This is a genomic window from Ensifer sp. YR511 (assembly GCF_900103045.1).
Lineage (GTDB): Bacteria > Pseudomonadota > Alphaproteobacteria > Rhizobiales > Rhizobiaceae > Ensifer > Ensifer adhaerens.
Window position 1 is genome coordinate 237616 of the sequence record NZ_FNGR01000004.1, and the last position, 18310, is coordinate 255925.

The window sequence follows — 18310 nt, forward strand, 5'->3', positions numbered from 1 at the left end:
TGAAACGGCATTTGCCGTCAGGCATTCCATGCGCCGATAGTGCCGTCCGCACCATGTGGTTCGGACCGCCGAGACGGCTCCTTTTGCATTTTGCCTTTGTTGGTAAAGCCGGTCGCCGTTTCCGCGCTCAGCTCTTCATGAACACGTAGTCCGTCTCCTGCCGGCGGATCTCGCCGGGGCGAAGTACCGCGTTCGGGAAGCCGGCGTGGTTGGCCGCATCCGGCCAGATCTGGGTTTCGAGACAGAAGCCGGCAAAGGCGCCGTAACGGCGGCCCTCGAGGCCGGGGACGGGGATGTTCAGCTTTGCGCCGGTATAGAGTTGCACGCCGGGCTCGGTCGTCAGCACTTCCATCGTGACACCCGAATCGATGCTGCGAGCAAGCGCCACCGAATGTTTCGCCATGCGTTCGTTCGAAAGGCAGAAATTATGGTCGTAGGCGATACGCTCGCCTTCGGTCTGGCGGCTGAGCCGCGTCATTTCCCGCAGATCGAAGGCAGTGCCCTCGACCGGGCGGATCTCGCCCGTCGGCACCTGGCGTTCGCTGGTGGGCAGATAATGGTCGGCAGCGATCATGATGTCGTGGCCGAGGGCGTCGGCGCTGCCGTCGAGATTGAAATAGCTGTGCTGGCAGACATTGGCGAGCGTCGCTTGGTCGGTTTCGCTCTCGTAGACGACGCTCAAGACGCCGCCGGGCTTCAGCTGGTAGGTGCAGGTGACCTTGCAGTTGCCGGGATAACCGGCGCGGCCATCCGGGTCGGTAATGGCGAGCGTGATGCTGTCGGGCGTCTGCTTTAGGATCGTCCAGTTGCGCTTGCCGATATTGTCGCTGCCGCCGTGCAGATGCGTGACGCCCTTCTCGTTCAGTTCGAGCTGGTAGGCCTCGCCATCGAGCGTGAAGCGGCCGTTGCCGATGCGATTGGCGCAGCGTCCAGGCGTGGCGCCGAGATAGGGCGAATGGGCGAGATAGCTTTCGAGATCGGTGAAACCGAGCACCAGCGGCGGCCCATGGCCTTCCAGGCGCAGGTCCTGGATCACCGAGCCCCAGGTCAAGACATGGGCGGTGAGGCCGCCACCGGAGAGCACCACACGATGGACCGGCTCGCCGGATGGCAGGTGGCCGAAGATTTCCGTGTTCTGATGCATATTCACCGCTGGCTCCCACTACAGCGCTGCGCGTCTCCCCAGACGCACAAAGGTCGCCGTACACTTTTGAATTGCTGCATGTTTTGTCCTTGGCTCGGTTAGGATCCAAGGAAACATGCAACGGTGCGATCGCAGCAACCTGCGTCATTTCCAAAGGCACGGCAACCGGAAAATCATACTAAATGCGGCCTGGCGCCGTCTCCGGCCTGAGAGCAAAAACATCCAGCTATTCAAGGTGCTATAGCGACCTCTCGGCAGACATGTCAGCGCGACAGCTGCTTGGTCGCCTCCTGCAGGCCGGCGAGCGTCAAGGGGAACATTCGTCCCTCGAACAGGCCCTTCACCATCGTGATCGACTGGGTATAGCCCCAGTGCTGTTCGGGCACGGGATTGAGCCAGATGGAGCGCGGAAAATGTGCCGTCAGACGAGAGAGCCAGAGGGCGCCCGCCTCGTCGTTCCAGTGCTCCACCGAGCCGCCGGGGTGGCTGATTTCATAGGGGCTCATCGAAGCGTCGCCGACGAAGATGGCGCGATAGTCGCCGCCGTAGGTGCGCAGCACTTCCGTCGTACGGGTAATGTCGACACGGCGGCGGCGATTGTCCTTCCACAGGCCCTCGTAGACGCAATTGTGGAAGTAGAAATGCTCCATATGGCGGAACTCGCTGCGAGCCGCTGAAAACAACTCCTCGACGATGCGGATATGATCGTCCATCGATCCGCCGATATCGAAGAACATCAGAAGCTTCACCGCATTGCGGCGCTCCGGCCGCGTCACCACGTCGAGATAGCCGTGTTCGGCGGTGGCGCGGATCGTGCCGGAGAGGTCGAGTTCGTCGGCGGCACCCTGGCGCACCCAGCGCCGGAGCCGCTTCAGGGCCACTTTGATGTTGCGCGTGCCGAGCTCGATCGTGTCGTCATAATCCTTGAACTCGCGCCGGTCCCAAACCTTGACGGCGCGGCGGTGGCGCGACTGGTCCTGGCCGATCCGCACACCCTCGGGATTGTAGCCATAGGCGCCGAAAGGCGAGGTGCCGGCGGTACCGATCCATTTCGAGCCGCCCTGATGGCGGCCCTTTTGCTCCTGCAGCCGCTGGCGCAAGGTCTCCATCAGCTTGTCGAAGCCGCCGAGTGCCTCGATCAGGCGTTTTTCTTCCTCGCTCAGATGCTTCTCTGCGAGCTTGCGCAGCCAATCCTCGGGGATGGTGGCCTCTTCGCTCGCTTCCATCGGGTTGACTGCTTCGAGACCCGAAAAGCAGTGCTGGAACACCCGGTCGAAGCGGTCGATATGGCGTTCGTCCTTCACCAGTGCCGTGCGCGCAAGATAGTAGAAGGCTTCGACGTCGAAGGTGGCGATGCCCGCCTCCATCCCCTCGATCAAGGACAGGAATTCCCGGAGCGTGACCGGGACCTTCGCTGCCTTGAGTTCGAGGAAGAAGGGAATGAACATCTGACCTCAGCTTTTCCCGGTGCCGATCTCCGCGAGATCGTAGGGCGTCGTCTGGTACATCTCGTTGATCCAGTTACCGAAGAAGAGATGTGCATGGCTGCGCCAGCGGTTCTGCGGCGGCAGGGTCGAATCGTTGTGCGGGAAGTAGTCGTGCGGCATCTTGATCGGCACGCCCGCATCCACGTCGCGGAAGTATTCGTCCGACAGCGAGGTCGAATCATACTCCACGTGGTTGAACATGTAGAGCCGGTTGCCCTTTTTCTCGTGCACGAGGCAGACGCCCATCTCCTTCGATTCCATCAGGATTTCGAGGCTCGGCACCTTGTCGATGTCGGCGCGGCGCACTTCGGTCCAGCGCGAAACGGGGACGGCGAAATCGTCGGAGAAGCCGTTGAGATAGACGGAGGAGCGGTTGAGGTTCTGGTGACGATAGACGCCGAAGGCTTTTTCCTTCAGCGGATACTTCGGCACGTCGTGGAAGTGATAGATTGCCGCCATCGCGCCCCAGCAGACGTTGAGCGTCGAATGCACGTTGGTCTCGGTCCAGTCGAGGATGCGCTTCAGCTCGTCCCAATAGGTGACGTCTTCGTATTCGAGCGTCTCGACCGGGGCGCCGGTGATGATGAAACCGTCGAACTTGCGGCCCTGCACTTCTTCCCAGGTCTCGTAGAAGGAGAGCAGGTGATCTTCCGAGGTGTTCTTGGCGCGGTGAGCGCCGATGCGCACCAGCGACAGTTCCACCTGCAGCGGCGAAGCGCCGATCAGGCGCGCCATCTGGATCTCTGTCTTGATCTTGTTCGGCATGAGGTTCAGGAGCCCGATCTGGAGCGGGCGGATATCCTGACGGATCGCCACGGTCTCGGTCATCACCCGCACGCCCTCATGCGCGAGGGTTTCGAAGGCGGGCAGCGTATCGGGAATCTTGATGGGCATGGGCTTCCACTCGATCAATACAAAAAAACCGGCGGCGATTGATCGCGACCGGTCCTCGGAAATCCAACTTTCCTCGGCCCTTTAGCGACTTGTTTAACGTGGCTGCAAGCCGGCCGGCCAAATCACCACGGAGAATTTGATAGCGCGAGTGGGCCGCGGGGGTCAAGAAAAACGATTCGCGTAGGGGGCGGCTGCCCCTCATCCCGCTGCCGCGACCTTCTCCCCGCTGGCGGGGAGAAGCGGCCTTGCCGCACCCGATCGTTCCACGAGCTAAGCTCAGCGACCGTTCGGCCCATCTTGGCAGCCGGGTTCGCTGTCGGCACGTCTCGGCTTGGGGGCAGCCGTCGTCCTCGTCCCCTCTCCCCGCCCGCGGGGAGAGGGTCAGGGAGAGGGGCTGGTCTGCAGCAGGCTTAGAGCATCCCGCATGCCATAACCCAGCCGGCGGTCAGCCTGATCGATACCGAGCCAAAAGAAACGAAAGCGAATCGGGTCACCGCCGCCAAAGGGCGTCATTTCCTGATGTATCCAGGTCTGCCGTTGCTCGCCGGCAAGGGCGATGTGGAAGTAGTGCCGCCGATGACAGATCGTCCTGCCGTCCTTCGGGTAGTGGTAGTCCTGCGTGACGAGATGGGTGAGTGCTTCCGGCGGCGTCAGCCCGGTTTCCTCGATGAATTCCCGCTGAGCCGATGTCTCCGGGCTTTCGCCTGGTTCCATCGTACCGCCGGGCACCTGCAGCTCGATCTCTGGGAAATCCGGCTCGTCGAAGACCAGCAGGCGGTCCTGCCAGGTGGCGTAGATCAGGACCTTGTGCGCGTCCGGCCTCATCCGTCGCGGCGGGCCATGAAGGCGAGGCGCTCGAAGAGGTGCACGTCTTGTTCGTTCTTCAGGAGCGCACCGTGCAGCTTCGGCAACATGGTCTTGGCATCGGCCCTGAGGTCGGCCGGATCGACCTCGTCGGCGACGAGCAGGCGGATCCAGTCGAGCGCCTCTGACGTGGAGGGCTTCTTCTTCAGCCCCGGCACCTGGCGGATGTCGTAGAAGGCGGCGAGCGCCGCCGAAAGCAGCGTCTTGCGGATGCCGGGATAATGCACCTCGACGATGCGGGCGAGCGTGTCTGCATCGGGGAAGCGGATATAGTGGAAGAAGCAGCGGCGCAGAAACGCGTCCGGCAGCTCCTTCTCGTTGTTGGAGGTGATGATGACGATCGGCCGGTGACGCGCGCCGATCATCTCGCCGGTCTCGTAGACATGGAATTCCATGCGGTCGAGCTCCTGCAACAGGTCGTTCGGAAACTCGATGTCGGCCTTGTCTATCTCGTCGATCAGAAGCACCACGCGGCGATCGGCCTCGAAGGCCTGCCAGAGCTTGCCCTTGCGGATATAGTTCCGGACCTCGTTGACACGCTCGTCGCCGAGCTGGCTGTCGCGCAGCCGCGACACGGCGTCATATTCATAGAGGCCTTGCTGTGCCTTGGTCGTCGACTTGACGCTCCATTCGATGAGTTCGAGGCCAAGGGCGGCGGCGATCTGGCGGGCAAGCTCGGTCTTGCCGGTGCCGGGCTCGCCCTTGACCAGCAGCGGCCGCTCCAGCCGGATCGCGGCGTTGACGGCGATCATCAGGTCCTTGTCGGCGATATAGTCGGCGGTGCCTTGAAATTGCATGGGCGTCTTCCGGTTCAGCGTAAGTCAGGCGAAGTCATGCCCTATGGACTATCGCATAATGGCTTAAATCGGAATCGTTTTGAGGGTGGGCGCGATCAGGGGGGTCAGCCGCGAAGCGCGGTGACCTCGATCTCGATCAGCATTTCCGGGCGGATCAGGTCGCAGACGATCATCGTTGCGGCCGGGCGGATCTCGCCGAAGACTTCGCCGAAGATCGGGAACACCCGGTCGGCGAAGCTGGCATCGGTGACGTAATAGTGGTTGCGCACCACGTCCTTCATCGAGAAGCCCGCTTCCTTCAGCGCGCCCTCGATCGTCTTCAGGCAATTGCGCGCCTGCTCTTCCACCGTCTCGGGCATGGTCATGGTGGCGTAGTCATAGCCGGTCGTTCCGGAGACGAAGCACCAGTCACCCATCGCGACGGCACGCGAATAGCCTGCCGTCTTTTCGAAGGGCGAGCCCGAGGAGATGAGCTTGCGCGCCATATCTTCGTTTTATGCCCAGGGGCGCGCGGCGCCGACCGTCTTTTCGAAGCTGTCGATGGCGGTTGCCTTTTCCAGCGTCAGGCCGATGTCGTCGAGGCCGTTCAAGAGGCAGTGACGCTTGAAGGCGTCGACCTCGAACTTGACCGAACCGCCGTCCGGACCGGTGATTTCCTGGGATTCCAGGTCGACCGAGAGGATGGCGTTGGAGCCGCGCGAGGCGTCGTCCATCAGCTTGTCGAGGTCAGCCTGGCTGACGACGATCGGCAGGATGCCGTTCTTGAAACAGTTGTTGTAGAAGATGTCGGCAAAGGACGTGGAGATCACGCAGCGGATGCCGAAGTCGAGCAGCGCCCACGGAGCATGCTCGCGCGAGGAGCCGCAGCCGAAGTTATCGCCGGCAACGAGAATGCTGGCGTTCTGGTAGGCCGGCTTGTTGAGCACGAAGTCCGGGTTGACCGAGCCGTCTTCATTGTAGCGGGCTTCGGCGAAGAGGCCCTTGCCAAGGCCGGTGCGCTTGATCGTCTTCAGGTAGTCCTTCGGAATGATCATGTCCGTGTCGATGTTGACGACGGGGAGGGGGGCGGCGACACCGGTGAGCTTGACGAATTTTTCCATAACTTCAGGCCTTCGATTTCAGAAGAATGTTGCGCTAGCGTTTAGATGAGTTTTGCGCCGAAATGAAGGAAAATCTGTTCAAATGCGCTTCGCCGGGCGGGTGAAAATGCCCGCCCGGCGAGAGCTTCGTCCGGATCTCGATTGTCTGCAGGGACTTAGCTTGCCTTCACCGGGCTGTTCATGGCCCAGAGAACGCCGAAGGGATCGCGGAGCTGGCCGTAGCGGTCGCCCCAGAACATCACCTCGATCGGCATGACCACCTCGGTGCCGGCGGCAACCGCACGGTCCCACCAGGCATCGATGTCGTCGACGGTGAGCGTCAGGGTGAAGGCCTGCGGCTTTTCCAGCGGATGACCGTATTCCGGATAGGCATCGGCGAGCATCAGCGAGCTGCCGTTGACATAGAGGTGGATGTGCATCGTGCGGCCCTGCTCGTCGAGCGGGTGCCGGCCCACTTCCTTGGCCCCGAAGGCGCGCTGGTAGAATTCGGACGCCTTGGCGGCGCCATCGACCTGAAGATAGGGCAGAAGGCCGTTGAGGACCGGTGCCGGCTGCTGCGTCTGGGTATCCATATCGTTCTCCATCCTGTTCGAAGAGCCAGGACCGTGCTGGCCTGCCTCAAGGACGGACATGGAATCTCCGATCCGACATGGGGTCGAAAAAAAATCGCAGCCATGACGTTTTTCAAGGCCGCCAACAGGGTTCGAGCCGATCACGGATCGGCCCGATTGCAATGATCGCCGGGGATCGATTCCGACGCCCAGGGATCGATTTCGACACCCAGGGGGATCAGAGGTCGATGATCGTGCCGCGGCCGTCGTTCCAGATGCGCATCTCGCGCTGGCCCTGGGCCGCACCTGCGGCAGCCGGGCGCGCGGTGGCGCGGGCAGGCCTGAAATTCAGCCGGGTGGCAATGGCGCTGCCGACCACGACGACGGCGGCGATGCCGGCCAGTGCCAGCGCCAGCGAGGCGGTAAGCACAAAGGCCGCGAACGTGATGGTCAGGGCTGCGGCCGTAAAGAGAACAGAGCGAATGCTTTGCATAATCGTCACCTTTCTGATGGCGATGTGGGGGCGCGCCTTCGGACTTGCAAGAGGCGGGCTTTCGAAAGGGGTGCGGCGGTTCGCCTCGTCTTGCGGAACGCGGCAAAGGCGGGCACAACTGAAGCATGAACAAATCGAGCGAACATCACCCTGTACGCCTGCGCCGCTCGGTGCTTTGCGTGCCGGCCGACAATGCCCGCGCGCTTGCCAAGGTCGCGGAACTCGCGACGGATGTCGCGATCTTCGATCTCGAGGATGCGGTAGCGCCCGAGCGCAAGGTGGAAGCGCGTGCGGCGCTGGTGCAGTATCTGACGGCGAGCCGGCCGGATTGCGAGATTGTCATTCGCATCAATGCGATCGGCTCCGACTATGGTCAGGGCGATCTTGCTGCGGCGCTTGCGGCCAATCCCGACGCCATCCTGTTGCCGAAGGTCGAAAGCCCGGCGGATATCCAGGCGGCGGCCGACTGGCTCGACGAGAACGATGCGCCGGAGACGCTGCGCCTCTGGGCAATGATCGAGACGCCACGCGGGGTGATCAACGCGCCGGCAATCGCCGAGGCCGGCCGTACCTTCAGTGGCAGGCTCGATTGTTTCGTCGTCGGCCTCAACGACCTGCGCAAGGAGACCGGCGTTCCGGATCGTCCGGGCCGGCCCTATCTCATCCCCTGGCTGATGCAGATCCTGCTTGCCGCGCGCGGCGGCGGGCTCGATGTCATCGACGCCGTGTTCAACGATTTCCGCGATGGTGCCGGTTTCGACGAGGAATGCCGGCAGGGCCGCGACATGGGTTATGACGGCAAAATGCTGATCCATCCAGCGCAGATCGGCCCGGCGAACGAGCGCTTCGGCGTCGATCAGATCGCCGTCGACGAGGCGCGCGCGATCATCGCCGCCTTCGCGCTGCCCGAAAACGCCGGCAAGGGCGTCATCAACCTCAGCGGGCGGATGGTCGAGCGGCTGCACCTCGACCAGGCCGTCACGCTTGCCGCCAAGGCGGACCTCATCGAAAAACGAAAGACAAGATCTTGAAACTCTTCCGCTTCCTGACCGGCCCTGACGACGCTTCCTTCTGCCACAAGGTGACGGCGGCGCTAAACCAGGGCTGGAGCCTGCATGGCTCGCCCACCTATGCTTTCAATGCCGACACGCAGCACATGCAGTGCGGCCAGGCGGTGGTGAAGGAGGTCGAAGGCAAGGAATACACCCCGGATATCAAGCTGTCGGAGCAGTAGTCGAGGCTGTTTGCCGTCGCGCAGGTTTGCCCCTCTCCTCGGGTTTAGCCCGAGGACTAACCTCTCCCTGCAGGCGGGGCGAGGGGACGCGGTTGATGCTCACAATCGGCGTGTGAGGCCTGCTTTCTGGAATCGGTCGTGCTCCGATTGGGATGCGTATCGCGAGTTTCCTTCGCCCCGCCTGCGGGGAGAAGGTGCCGGCAGGCGGATGAGAGGCTTCCTCACCGTGCGGATGAGGGGCGGCCCTCACCGCGCGATGATAGGCAAATGAAGTGTCAGCCGCCGACGTGCTCGACGCTGGCCTCGATCCGTTCCATGTCGTCGTCGGAGAGGCCGAAATGGTGGCCGATCTCGTGGATCAGCACGTGGGTGATGATGTCACCCAGCGTCTCCTCGTTCTCCGCCCAATAGTCGATGATTGGGCGGCGGTAGAGGGTGATGCGGTTCGGAAACTGGCCGGTTTCCATGGTGAAGCGTTCGCTGATGCCGCGGCCTTCGAAGAGGCCGAGCAGGTCGAAAGGCGTTTCCAGCGCCATGTCCTCGAAAACGTCGTCGCTCGGGAAGTCGGCAACTTCGATGATAAGGTCGGTCGTCAGCTGGCGGAATTCCTGCGGCAGGTGGCCATAGGCCTCCAGCGCAAGCTGCTCGAAAGTGGTAAGCGTCGGTGCGTGGCGTTCCCGCCAATCATCGGTCTGGTCAATGCGGGCCATAGGCACTCCTTGTTGCCCTCCATATAGCGATTTTGCCTTTGTTTTTCGAGTGTTGAATTCCTTGACCACAGAGACAGGAATAAATTCTTAGAATTGGCTGTTGACTCATTTAGGAAGCTCTGGAATCTAATAGAACATAACATGAACATTCTGATGGGAGTTGACCGTCATGGCCGACACAGCCGTGCAGCGGGAGACGGTACTTTCGCTCCGAGAAACCATAGCCAGGATCGAAAACCGTCGGCTTCCGGGCGTCGTGCGCGCCGCCAAGGCGGCCGATCCCGGCGGCTTCCGTCAACGGGAAGAAGACGAGCCTGGCCGCAAGGCGCTGGCGCTCGGCGTTCCCGATCTGGACGACCTTCTCGAAGGCGGCCTGCCGCTCGAAGGCATGACGGAAATCCGCAATGCCGAGACGCGCGATGCCGGTGCAGCCGCCGGTTTTGCCGCAGCACTCAGCGTGCTCTGTCAACGGGCGCGGCTTGAAAAGGGCGAGCCGGCCGCCCCCGTTCTCTGGATCAGCCAGTCGATGGCTTCCACCGAGGCGGGCATGCCCTATGGGTTGGGTCTGAAGGCCTTTGGTCTCGATGTCCGCGGCCTCGTCTTCAGCCTGCCACGCACGATAAAGGATGCGCTCTGGATCGCCGAGGCCGCGCTTTCCGTGCCGAGCTTCTGTGCCGTCATCCTTGAAATTCGCGGCAACCCGGCCGCCCTGGCACTCAGCGAGAGCCGACGCCTGCATGTGCGCTCGCGCGCTGGCCACGTCCCCCTTCTGCTTCTGCGCCAATCCGGACACGAGGAGGCGAGCAGCGCCTTCTTCCGCTTCCTCGTCGAGCCGGCGCCGGCGCGCGAGCGACCGCTACCGGATGGATCGATGCTTCGCGGCAGCATCGGCCATCCCGTCTTTCACGTCATTGCCGAGAAGAGCAGGGCTCCTGCGCCGCTCGGCTTCTTCCTGGAGTGGAACCCCCATGACCGCCGCCTTTACCCCGTCGAGCCCCTACCAGCCGCTGCTGCGGCAGATCCAGAACCAGCGCATTCTGTCGCTCACCTTTCCGCATCTTCCGGCCGATCGGGTCGCGCGCAAGCGCTGGGGGAACTCGTGGCTTTCCCGCGGGCGTCCTGAGCATCCGCCCGTCGTCTTCGCCGACAAGGTGAAGAGCGCAATGCGTCTCGTTGCGCTCGATGGTTTCGCTGAAAGGCGTGGGTTTCATATCGGCCAGGGTGTCGCCGAAGCGCGGGCCATGTGTCCCGAGATCGACGTGCTGCCGGCCGATCCCGCCGCCGACCGGGCGCTGCTTGCAGGGCTGGCGGACTGGTGTTGCCGCTACACGCCGCTCGTCGCGCTCGACGGCGACAGCGGCCTCTTTCTCGACATCACCGGCTGCGCCCATCTTCTCGGCGGGGAAAAAGCGCTGCTCGACGATCTGCTCGCTCGCCTCTTTCATCTGGGGGTCGAGGCCCGGGCGGCGATCTCTTCGTCCGCCGGGCTCTCCTGGGCAGTGGCGCGTTTCGGCTCCGACGCTATCCTTGCCGAGGACGAGGCGGCGCGAGCGCTGGCACCCTTGCCGATGGCGGCGCTGCGGCTGCCGCAGGAAACGATCGAAACACTCGGCCGGGTCGGGCTCAAGCAGATCGGCGACCTGATCGAGGCGCCGCGCGCACCGCTCGCCCGCCGGTTCGGCGCAACCCTGCTTCTGCGTCTCGACCAGGCGCTCGGGCGCGAGGACGAGCCGCTGTCGCCACGGTTGCCCGTCGCTGCCCTTTCGGCAGAGCGGCGGCTCGGCGAGCCGGTCCAGGGTGAAGACGATATTTTGGGCCTGACGGAAGAACTGGCGTTGCGGCTGAAACCGGAACTGGAGAAGCGCGGCGAGGGCGGGCGCCTGTTCGAACTGCTGCTTTTCCGCGTCGACGGTGCGGTCTTTCGCATCGCCGCCGGCACGTCCTCGCCGCTCAACGAGCCGCGTCGCGTCGCGGGTCTCTTCCGCGAACGCCTGCAGGCGGTGCACGAAGATCTCGATGCCGGCTTCGGCTTCGAAATCCTCAGGCTTTCGGTGCCGAAGAGCGAAAAATACGAGGTGATGCAGGAGGATTTCTCTGGCACGCCGGATCGCGAGCGTCCGCTTGCCGCCTTCGCCGACCGGGTCATGGCGCGCTTCGGCGCAGAAAGCCTCATGGTGCCGGCGCTCTCGGAAAGCCATGTGCCGGAGCGGGCGGCAAGCTTCCGGCCGCTCACGGACCTGGCGCTGATCGGCAAGGCTGAGGAACCGGGTAACAACATCCCGGCGCCCCTGCTTGCTGCCGCCGCCCGGCCGCAGCGGCTCTTTCCAAGTCCCGAGCCGGTGGAGGCGGTGGCCGAAGTGCCGGAGGGGCCGCCGAGAAGCTTTCGCTGGCGGCGCACATTGCACCGTATCGCGCGCGCTGAGGGGCCGGAGCGGATCGCCGGCGAATGGTGGCTTGATGGCGAGCCGGCGCTGGAGCGTGATTATTTCCGGGTGGAGGACGATAGCGGCCGGCGGTTCTGGCTGTTTCGCGAGGGTCATTATGGCGCGAGCGCCCCGCCGCGCTGGTTCATGCATGGAGTCTTCGCATGAGCGACGCTACCCCCTATTTCGAGATCGGTGCCTGGTCGAATTTCTCCTTCCTCGAAGGCGCTTCCCATCCGGGTGAGATGGTCGTTGCGGCAAGCCGCCTCGGTATTGGCGGCCTCGGCATTGCCGATCGCAACACGGTCGCCGGCGTGGTGCGCGCCCATGCGCAGGCCAAGGTGGAGAAGTCGGCTTTCCAGCCCGGTGCGCGGCTCACCTTTGCCGAAGACCTGCCCGACGTGCTCGCCTATCCCTTGAACCGCCGCGGCTGGGGCAATCTCTGCCGAATGCTGAGCGCCGGAAACCTGCGCGCCAAGAAGGGCACCTGCACGCTCTACGAGACCGATCTGATCGAATGGGGCGAGGATTTGCTTCTTGCGGTTCTACCGGACCCGGTTATCGGCGCACCGGAGGCAACCCTGCTTGCCGATTTTCTCAAGCGACTGAAACCGCATTTCGCCGACCGGCTCTATCTGGCGCTGGTGCCGCGTTATGATGGCTTCGATCAGTTCGCCTTTGCCGGGCTTGCAACCATTGCCCGCCATGCGTCGGTCAGGCTCGTCGCCACCAACAGTCCGCTGTTTCATGCCGCCGGCCGCCGGCCGCTTGCCGATGTCGTCACCGCCATCCGCGAGCATGTGACGATCGCGACCGCAGGCTATCGGCTCCATGCCAATGCCGAGCGGCATCTGAAGACGCCCGCCGAAATGATCCGCATCTTCCGCGACTATCCGGAAGCGATCGCCAATACCGGGCATTTCTTCGAGAGGCTGAAGTTCTCGCTGTCGGATCTCGAATATCAATATCCGGATGAGAGCATTCCGGGCGAGACGCCGACGCAGACGCTGCGGCGGCTGACGATGGAGGGCGCGCGCGAGCGTTATCCCGAAGGAATTTCCGAACAGGTTTCCAGGCAGATCGAATACGAACTCGGCCTGATCGCAGAGAAACGCTACGAGCCCTACTTCCTGACAGTGCGCAACATCATGCAGTTCGCGCGCGGCGCCGACATCCTGTGCCAGGGCCGCGGGTCGGCGGCGAATTCCACCGTCTGCTATTGCCTTGGCATCACCGAGGTAAATCCACTTAAGACCACCCTGCTCTTCGACCGCTTCCTTTCGACCGAACGGGACGAGCCGCCGGATATCGACGTCGATTTCGAGCATGAGAAGCGGGAAGAGGTGATCCAGCATATCTACCGCACCTACGGCAAGGAGCATGCGGGACTGACGGCGGCTGTCATCAGCTACCGGGCGCGCTCGGCCGGCCGAGAGACCGCCAAGGCCTTCGGGTTCTCAGAAGACGTGCAATCGGCGCTTGCCGGTTCCGTCTGGGGCTGGTCGGTCGCCGATCTCTCGGAGCGCGAGGCGCAGGCGGCCGGGCTCGATACGAAGGATCCGACGACGGTGAAGGTGCTCGATTACGCCACCGAGCTGATGAGTTTCCCGCGCCATCTTTCCCAGCATGTCGGCGGCTTCGTGATGACCCGCGACCGGCTCGACGAGGTGGTGCCGATCATGAATACGGCGATGCCCGACCGCTACATGATCGAGTGGGACAAGGACGACCTCGACACGCTGAAGATCCTGAAGATCGATGTACTGGCGCTCGGCATGCTGACCTGCATCGCCCGTGCCTTCAAGCTTCTCGACCGGCATTACAACGAGCAGAAAACGCTGCATCAGCTCTTCAAGGATGACCAGAAGGACGTCTACGACATGATCTGTCGCGCCGATACGATCGGCGTCTTCCAGATCGAGAGCCGGGCGCAGATGAGCATGCTGCCAAGGCTGAAGCCGCGCATCTTCTACGATCTCGTCATCGAGGTGGCGATCGTCCGGCCCGGGCCGATCCAGGGCAACATGGTGCATCCCTATCTGAAGCGGCGGGAGCAGCGGGATAAAAAAATTCCCATCGAATATCCAAGTCCTGAACTGGAGGCCGTGCTGAAGCGAACGCTGGGCGTGCCGTTGTTCCAGGAGCAGGCGATGCAGATCGCGATTACTGCCGCAGGCTTCTCGCCCGGCGAGGCTGACCAGTTGCGCCGGGCCATGGCGACCTTCAAGCGCACCGGCACGATCCATACCTTCCACGAGAAGATGATCGAGGGCATGGTCAGGAACGGCTATGAACGGGACTTTGCCGAGCGCTGCTTCAAGCAGATCGAAGGCTTCGGCGAGTATGGCTTTCCCGAGAGCCATGCCGCGTCCTTCGCGCTGCTCGTCTATGTCTCCTCCTGGCTCAAGACCTATTATCCGGATGTCTTCTGCGCGGCGCTCCTGAATTCGCAGCCGATGGGCTTTTATGCGCCCGGGCAACTGGTGCGCGATGCGCGCGAGCATGGGGTCCGGGTGCTGCCTGTCGATATCAACCACTCGGTCTGGGATGCCGATCTCGAAGAAGGGGGGCTGGATCGCAACGCCATCGAGCCGCGCCACCGCGAGATGGAGGACGTCATCAGGACGACGAAGGCGATGCGCCTCGGCTTCAATTCGATCAAGGGGCTGAACCAAAGGGAACTCGAAGATAAACTCGTCGCCAACCGGGGCGCCGGTTACGGGTCGGTTCGTGATCTCTGGCTGCGCTCCAGCCTCTCCCGTTCCGCGCTCGAAAGGCTTGCGGATGCGGATGCCTTCCGCTCGATCGGGTTCGATCGGCGCAAGGCGCTCTGGGCGGTGAAGGCGCTCGATGAAAAAAGTGCGGCCGAGCGGCTGCCGCTTTTCGAGGGGGCTGCGAGAGAGGAGTTGCGGCCGGAGCCCGCGATGATCCTGCCGGAGATGCTGGCAGGCGAGCAGGTGATCAACGACTATCGTTATCTCTCCTTCTCGCTGAAGGCGCATCCGGTCTCCTTCCTCCGAGACACGCTTGCCGCGCAAGGGATCGTCCAGAGCCGCATGCTTGCGACCGCTCCGGTCGGGCGGCGGGTGAGCGTTGCCGGGCTGGTGCTCGTCCGCCAGCGTCCGGGTTCGGCCAAGGGCGTCATCTTCATGACGATCGAGGACGAGACCGGTGTTGCCAATGCGATCGTGTGGCCGAAGGTGTTTGCGACCTATCGGCCGGTGGTCATGGGTGCGCGTCTCGTGAAGATCCGCGGCCGGCTGCAGCGCGAAAGCAGCGTCATCCATGTGGTCGCCGAGCACATCGAGGATATCACGCCGATGCTCGGGTTGTTGCGCAAGGAAGCGCGGCGGTTCGGCGCAAGCGAGCGTGCCGATGAGGCACTGAGACCGACCGGCGACGCGCGCATGAAGCGGGCGCAAGGCGACCAGCGCCTACCGATCCCCCGCCATTCCGGCAGCAGTTCCAGCAACCCGGATCGAGCGACAGCCGAGGTGGCCGACGTGATGCCGAAGGGGCGCAATTTCCATTGAAAGCCCGACCCGGCTTTGCTGTCTCCCGATTGTGTGGGGCGGTTTGGCGAAGGGACGGCCAGATACGTCGGAGGGATTCCATGGAATGCTTCCGGCGCGGGGTCATGGGCAGGGTTTCCCGCCGTCGCGACCGGAGGTGTGTAAAAATGTCGCAGGCTGTGCGCCTCATGACCCATTCAGGGTTTGCAGGCGCAGTCGCTCAGGAATCTCTAAAATTCTGAAAAGGCGAAGTTTTCTGTCAAGTTTAGAGTCGTTCTAATCCACCCGCAACTTCCGCTCGCGGAGTTTTTAGTTGACACTAAATGTCCTGTTTTGCTTTATGCGCTGATACAGGGCGTTGCGTACGACAGGCGAGACGACATGCTGGTTTGCAGCTGCAATTTCATCACGGAAAAAGAGATCGAGGACACGATCATTGGTCTCCTCGATGAGGACTGTTGGCAGCTGATCGTGCCGGCGAAAGTCTACCACGCGATGGAAAAACGCGGCCGTTGCTGCGGCTGTTTCCCCAATGTCGTCGACATCATCATCCGCACCACCGAGCAATATCACGCGCACCGCGACTCGACGGACGCAGAGATATTTGATTTCATGACCCGCCTCAGACAATTCCACGACGACAACCGGAGGGCGGATCTTGAAAGGCGACAAAAAAGTCATCGAGCAGCTTAACGAAGCGCTCTATCTCGAACTCGGTGCCGTCAACCAGTATTGGCTGCACTACCGCCTCCTCGAAGACTGGGGCTATACGCTTCTCGCCAAGAAGGAGCGGGCCGAATCCATCGAGGAGATGCAACATGCCGACAAGCTCGTCGCGCGCATCATCTTCCTTGAAGGCCATCCCAACCTGCAGACGGTCGCGCCGCTGCGCATCGGCCAGAACGTAAAGGAAGTGCTGAAGGCAGATCTCGCCGGCGAATACGACGCCCGCACCGCCTACAAGAAATCCCGCGACATCTGTCATGCCGCCGGAGACTACGTCTCCATGAAGCTCTTCGAAGAGCTGCTTGCCGACGAGGAAGGCCATATCGACTTCCTCGAAACCCAGCTCGAGCTGCTCGACAAGATCGGCGAAGAGAAATACGGCCAGCTCAATGCCGCTCCGGCCAACGAGGCCGAAGCCGACTGAGCCTGGTAAAAGCTTGCAAACATAAAGGCCGGCGATATCGCCGGCCTTTGTCGTTTCAGGAACGGGCAGGTCCGGTTCACGGCGCCAGATGCGTGAAAGCCGCAACCACTTCCTCGTAGACCTTGCGCTTGAACGGCACGATCAGCTCCGGCAGGTCGCGCATCGGCTTCCATTCCCAGGCGTCGAACTCCGGCTCGTGTCCGCCCGGCGGCGGGTTGATGGCGATCTCGTTTTCCTCGCCTTCAAAGCGGAAGGCATACCAGCGCTGCGTCTGGCCGCGATACTTGCCCTTGAGGCCGATACCGATCAGATGTTCAGGCAGGTCGTAGTTGATCCAGCCGGGCGCTTCGGCCAGCAGCGAGACGGTGCTCATGCCGGTCTCTTCGTAAAGCTCGCGATAGGCGGCCTTCAGCGGATCCTCTCCCTTGTCAATGCCGCCCTGCGGCATCTGCCATTGCTGTGGCGAGCCGTCATATTCGGAATTGCCGACGGCGATACGATGACCGGCCCAGACGAGGCCCGCCCGGTTCAGCACCATCACCCCGACACAGGGGCGATAGGGAAGGTCATCCGCCTTCAGTTTCTTGTCCTTGCTCATCGGCTGCCTCTTCTGTGCAAACGTTCATTGGTCCCGTGGGGACGGCTTTAAGCTAGTTCTGTTGCGGATCCTTGACGAGCGCGGAAACGCCGACGATCTCGATGCCGCGCCCCTGCGCTTCACCGATCCAGGAGGCAATCGCGCCGACGCTCTCGTCGAAGGCAGAAGCGACGCCAATGGCGGTACCGTTGCGGCGCGCGATGCGTTCGAGCTCATCAAGCTTCTTCAGGATCGCGTTGCGGCTGAGTTCGCTGTCGAGCGTCAGGTCGGCAAAGCCGTGCGGCACGTCGAAGGCGCCGGCAAGCTTGCCGGACAGCGACTGCGCCGAGGTGCCATCGTCGAGGAACAGGAGGCCGCGCTTGCCGAGATCGCGCATGACCGGCTCCAGCGCATCGGCATCGGACAGGAAGCGGCCGCCAAGATAATTCATGACGCCGGTATAATTGGTGATCTCGGCGAGGTTGCGGTGCAGTTCCGCGAGGTTCTTCTTTTCGCCGAGGCCGACGCGCAGCGCATTGGGGCCCGGATCGTTGGCCGGATAGTCGAACGGCTCCATCGGAAGCTGCAACAGGATCTCGTGGCCGCTGCGGCGCGCTTCCTGCATCCAGCGCTGCAGGCTGTTTCCAGCCGTGGCAAAGCCGAGCGTCACCTCGCCCGGCAGGTCGCGGATCGCCTTCTGGGTTCCCGTCTGGCTGAGGCCGAGCCCGCCGACGACAAGTGCGATGCGTGTGCCGCGCGCGCCCGACCAGGGGCGCGCATATTGATCGAGCGGACGCAGCCCGTCGGGGCCGATGATCGGCAGGCGTCCGGCGGGGCTTTCTTCCAGCAGGTCGTCATTGGGCATCGCCGCCATGCGCGGATCCTGGCCGCGGATCGGACCGACATTGATGAGGGCCGGTCCCTTGCCGTCGCGGCTGCGCGGCGAGAACGTCGTGACGGTGGAGCCGTCGTCGGTAAGCGTGCGCTCGACATCGGCGCCGGAATAGGCCGTTCCCGGTGCCATCGTTCCGGAGCCGACGCCCGTCTGGCCGCTGGCCGGGTTGGATGCCTTGTCGCCTGGGCTCTTCGCTTTCTCGGCCGTTACGACCGGCGATGCGGAATCACGCCGCAAACCGTCTGGCGAAAGCGTGTTCCAGGCGGAAATGCCAATCACCGCGGCGATGCAAAGGCCGGCAAGAGAAAACCCGAGCGTTCGCTGGGGATTGCGCTTCGACACTGGCTTGGCCCGCCGGTTCTGGCCGAGCGGAGCATTGAGATCAGTTCCCAAACGGAGCCTCGGTCGAGCTGGGGATGTTGCCGCTAGAGTGAGGCCGGCGCCAGGACGCGTGCCGATCCTCTCCCGTCGCACGCCGT

General features: G+C 62.9%; 19 protein-coding genes and 1 riboswitch. Of the genes, 7 read left to right on the forward strand and 12 right to left on the reverse strand.

All coding sequences use genetic code 11. The features are described 5' to 3' along the window. Positions 1–127: 127 nt before the first annotated feature. From BLU15_RS10600 to BLU15_RS10640, 9 genes are all read right to left on the reverse strand, one after another. Positions 128–1144, reverse strand: coding sequence for an aldose epimerase family protein (locus BLU15_RS10600; RefSeq protein WP_090295268.1), 1017 nt, complete (start codon positions 1142–1144; stop codon positions 128–130). A gap of 263 nt (positions 1145–1407) precedes the next feature. Beyond that, positions 1408–2592: a vWA domain-containing protein gene (locus BLU15_RS10605; RefSeq protein WP_090295270.1), complete on the reverse strand. Its 1185-nt coding sequence runs from the start codon at positions 2590–2592 to the stop codon at positions 1408–1410. Positions 2593–2598: 6 nt separating this feature from the next. Continuing rightward, positions 2599–3525: a homoserine O-acetyltransferase MetA gene (metA, locus tag BLU15_RS10610; protein ID WP_034802737.1), complete on the reverse strand. Its 927-nt coding sequence runs from the start codon at positions 3523–3525 to the stop codon at positions 2599–2601. A 61-nt stretch (positions 3526–3586) separates the two neighbouring features. Continuing rightward, positions 3587–3664: riboswitch (SAM riboswitch) on the reverse strand. A gap of 242 nt (positions 3665–3906) precedes the next feature. After that, on the reverse strand, positions 3907–4350 hold the full coding sequence (locus tag BLU15_RS10615; RefSeq protein WP_090295271.1) for an NUDIX hydrolase: 444 nt from the start codon (positions 4348–4350) through the stop codon (positions 3907–3909). Beyond that, the gene (locus tag BLU15_RS10620) at positions 4347–5186 is read right to left on the reverse strand and encodes an AAA family ATPase (protein ID WP_034802731.1); all 840 of its coding nucleotides are present in this window, start codon (positions 5184–5186) and stop codon (positions 4347–4349) included. Before BLU15_RS10620 ends, BLU15_RS10615 begins: the two co-directional genes overlap by 4 nt. A 104-nt stretch (positions 5187–5290) precedes the next feature. Next, entirely contained in the window at positions 5291–5671 is a 381-nt protein-coding gene (locus BLU15_RS10625; protein WP_034802728.1) for a RidA family protein, read from the reverse strand. Between the two features lie 9 nt (positions 5672–5680). Next, positions 5681–6286, reverse strand: coding sequence for a 3-isopropylmalate dehydratase small subunit (leuD, locus tag BLU15_RS10630; protein ID WP_034802725.1), 606 nt, complete (start codon positions 6284–6286; stop codon positions 5681–5683). Between the two features lie 155 nt (positions 6287–6441). Next, the gene (locus BLU15_RS10635; protein WP_034802718.1) at positions 6442–6858 is read right to left on the reverse strand and encodes a VOC family protein; all 417 of its coding nucleotides are present in this window, start codon (positions 6856–6858) and stop codon (positions 6442–6444) included. 217 nt (positions 6859–7075) lie between these two features. Further along, positions 7076–7330, reverse strand: a complete 255-nt coding sequence (locus BLU15_RS10640) for a hypothetical protein (protein ID WP_060521435.1) — start codon at positions 7328–7330, stop codon at positions 7076–7078. A gap of 125 nt (positions 7331–7455) precedes the next feature. Here BLU15_RS10640 and BLU15_RS10645 point away from each other — a divergent pair, with 125 nt between their 5' ends. Both BLU15_RS10645 and BLU15_RS10650 read left to right on the forward strand, forming a co-directional pair. Beyond that, positions 7456–8361 (forward strand): HpcH/HpaI aldolase/citrate lyase family protein, encoded by a 906-nt coding sequence (locus tag BLU15_RS10645; RefSeq protein ID WP_090295273.1) that lies wholly within the window; start codon positions 7456–7458, stop codon positions 8359–8361. Next, the gene (locus tag BLU15_RS10650; protein WP_034802710.1) at positions 8358–8564 is read left to right on the forward strand and encodes a DUF1737 domain-containing protein; all 207 of its coding nucleotides are present in this window, start codon (positions 8358–8360) and stop codon (positions 8562–8564) included. The genes BLU15_RS10645 and BLU15_RS10650 overlap by 4 nt, the downstream gene beginning before the upstream one ends. A 275-nt stretch (positions 8565–8839) precedes the next feature. On the opposite strand, the gene BLU15_RS10655 is transcribed toward BLU15_RS10650, so the two are convergent. After that, positions 8840–9274, reverse strand: coding sequence for a metallopeptidase family protein (locus tag BLU15_RS10655; protein ID WP_034802708.1), 435 nt, complete (start codon positions 9272–9274; stop codon positions 8840–8842). A 169-nt stretch (positions 9275–9443) separates the two neighbouring features. Between BLU15_RS10655 and BLU15_RS39495 the strand changes: the two genes are divergently transcribed. From BLU15_RS39495 to bfr, 5 genes are all read left to right on the forward strand, one after another. Continuing rightward, positions 9444–10397 carry an ImuA family protein gene (locus tag BLU15_RS39495; protein WP_090295274.1) on the forward strand — a complete coding sequence of 318 codons (954 nt, stop codon included), beginning with the start codon at positions 9444–9446 and terminating at the stop codon, positions 10395–10397. Continuing rightward, entirely contained in the window at positions 10312–11865 is a 1554-nt protein-coding gene (locus tag BLU15_RS10665; protein ID WP_244546733.1) for a DNA polymerase Y family protein, read from the forward strand. Before BLU15_RS39495 ends, BLU15_RS10665 begins: the two co-directional genes overlap by 86 nt. After that, positions 11862–15230 (forward strand): error-prone DNA polymerase, encoded by a 3369-nt coding sequence (locus BLU15_RS10670; protein WP_090295276.1) that lies wholly within the window; start codon positions 11862–11864, stop codon positions 15228–15230. The genes BLU15_RS10665 and BLU15_RS10670 overlap by 4 nt, the downstream gene beginning before the upstream one ends. A 360-nt stretch (positions 15231–15590) precedes the next feature. Then, complete coding sequence (locus BLU15_RS10675) at positions 15591–15902, forward strand: (2Fe-2S)-binding protein (RefSeq protein ID WP_034803108.1); 312 nt, start codon at positions 15591–15593, stop codon at positions 15900–15902. Then, on the forward strand, positions 15868–16359 hold the full coding sequence (gene bfr / locus BLU15_RS10680) for a bacterioferritin (protein ID WP_034802698.1): 492 nt from the start codon (positions 15868–15870) through the stop codon (positions 16357–16359). Before BLU15_RS10675 ends, bfr begins: the two co-directional genes overlap by 35 nt. Positions 16360–16435: 76 nt before the next feature. Here the strand turns inward: bfr and BLU15_RS10685 are convergent, their stop codons facing one another. Next, entirely contained in the window at positions 16436–16957 is a 522-nt protein-coding gene (locus tag BLU15_RS10685; RefSeq protein WP_090295277.1) for an RNA pyrophosphohydrolase, read from the reverse strand. 52 nt (positions 16958–17009) lie between these two features. Beyond that, positions 17010–18224, reverse strand: a complete 1215-nt coding sequence (locus tag BLU15_RS10690) for a divergent polysaccharide deacetylase family protein (RefSeq protein WP_034802692.1) — start codon at positions 18222–18224, stop codon at positions 17010–17012. Positions 18225–18310 lie beyond the last annotated feature (86 nt).

Coding starts and splice junctions, on each gene's coding strand:
- BLU15_RS10600 (WP_090295268.1), bottom strand. CDS start 1,144: ATGCATCAGAACACGGAAATCTTCGGCCACCTGCCATCCGGCGAGCCG.
- BLU15_RS10605 (WP_090295270.1), bottom strand. CDS start 2,592: ATGTTCATTCCCTTCTTCCTCGAACTCAAGGCAGCGAAGGTCCCGGTC.
- metA (WP_034802737.1), bottom strand. CDS start 3,525: ATGCCCATCAAGATTCCCGATACGCTGCCCGCCTTCGAAACCCTCGCG.
- BLU15_RS10615 (WP_090295271.1), bottom strand. CDS start 4,350: ATGAGGCCGGACGCGCACAAGGTCCTGATCTACGCCACCTGGCAGGAC.
- BLU15_RS10620 (WP_034802731.1), bottom strand. CDS start 5,186: ATGCAATTTCAAGGCACCGCCGACTATATCGCCGACAAGGACCTGATG.
- BLU15_RS10625 (WP_034802728.1), bottom strand. CDS start 5,671: ATGGCGCGCAAGCTCATCTCCTCGGGCTCGCCCTTCGAAAAGACGGCA.
- leuD (WP_034802725.1), bottom strand. CDS start 6,286: ATGGAAAAATTCGTCAAGCTCACCGGTGTCGCCGCCCCCCTCCCCGTC.
- BLU15_RS10635 (WP_034802718.1), bottom strand. CDS start 6,858: ATGGATACCCAGACGCAGCAGCCGGCACCGGTCCTCAACGGCCTTCTG.
- BLU15_RS10640 (WP_060521435.1), bottom strand. CDS start 7,330: ATGCAAAGCATTCGCTCTGTTCTCTTTACGGCCGCAGCCCTGACCATC.
- BLU15_RS10645 (WP_090295273.1), top strand. CDS start 7,456: ATGAACAAATCGAGCGAACATCACCCTGTACGCCTGCGCCGCTCGGTG.
- BLU15_RS10655 (WP_034802708.1), bottom strand. CDS start 9,274: ATGGCCCGCATTGACCAGACCGATGATTGGCGGGAACGCCACGCACCG.
- BLU15_RS39495 (WP_090295274.1), top strand. CDS start 9,444: ATGGCCGACACAGCCGTGCAGCGGGAGACGGTACTTTCGCTCCGAGAA.
- BLU15_RS10670 (WP_090295276.1), top strand. CDS start 11,862: ATGAGCGACGCTACCCCCTATTTCGAGATCGGTGCCTGGTCGAATTTC.
- BLU15_RS10675 (WP_034803108.1), top strand. CDS start 15,591: ATGCTGGTTTGCAGCTGCAATTTCATCACGGAAAAAGAGATCGAGGAC.
- BLU15_RS10685 (WP_090295277.1), bottom strand. CDS start 16,957: ATGAGCAAGGACAAGAAACTGAAGGCGGATGACCTTCCCTATCGCCCC.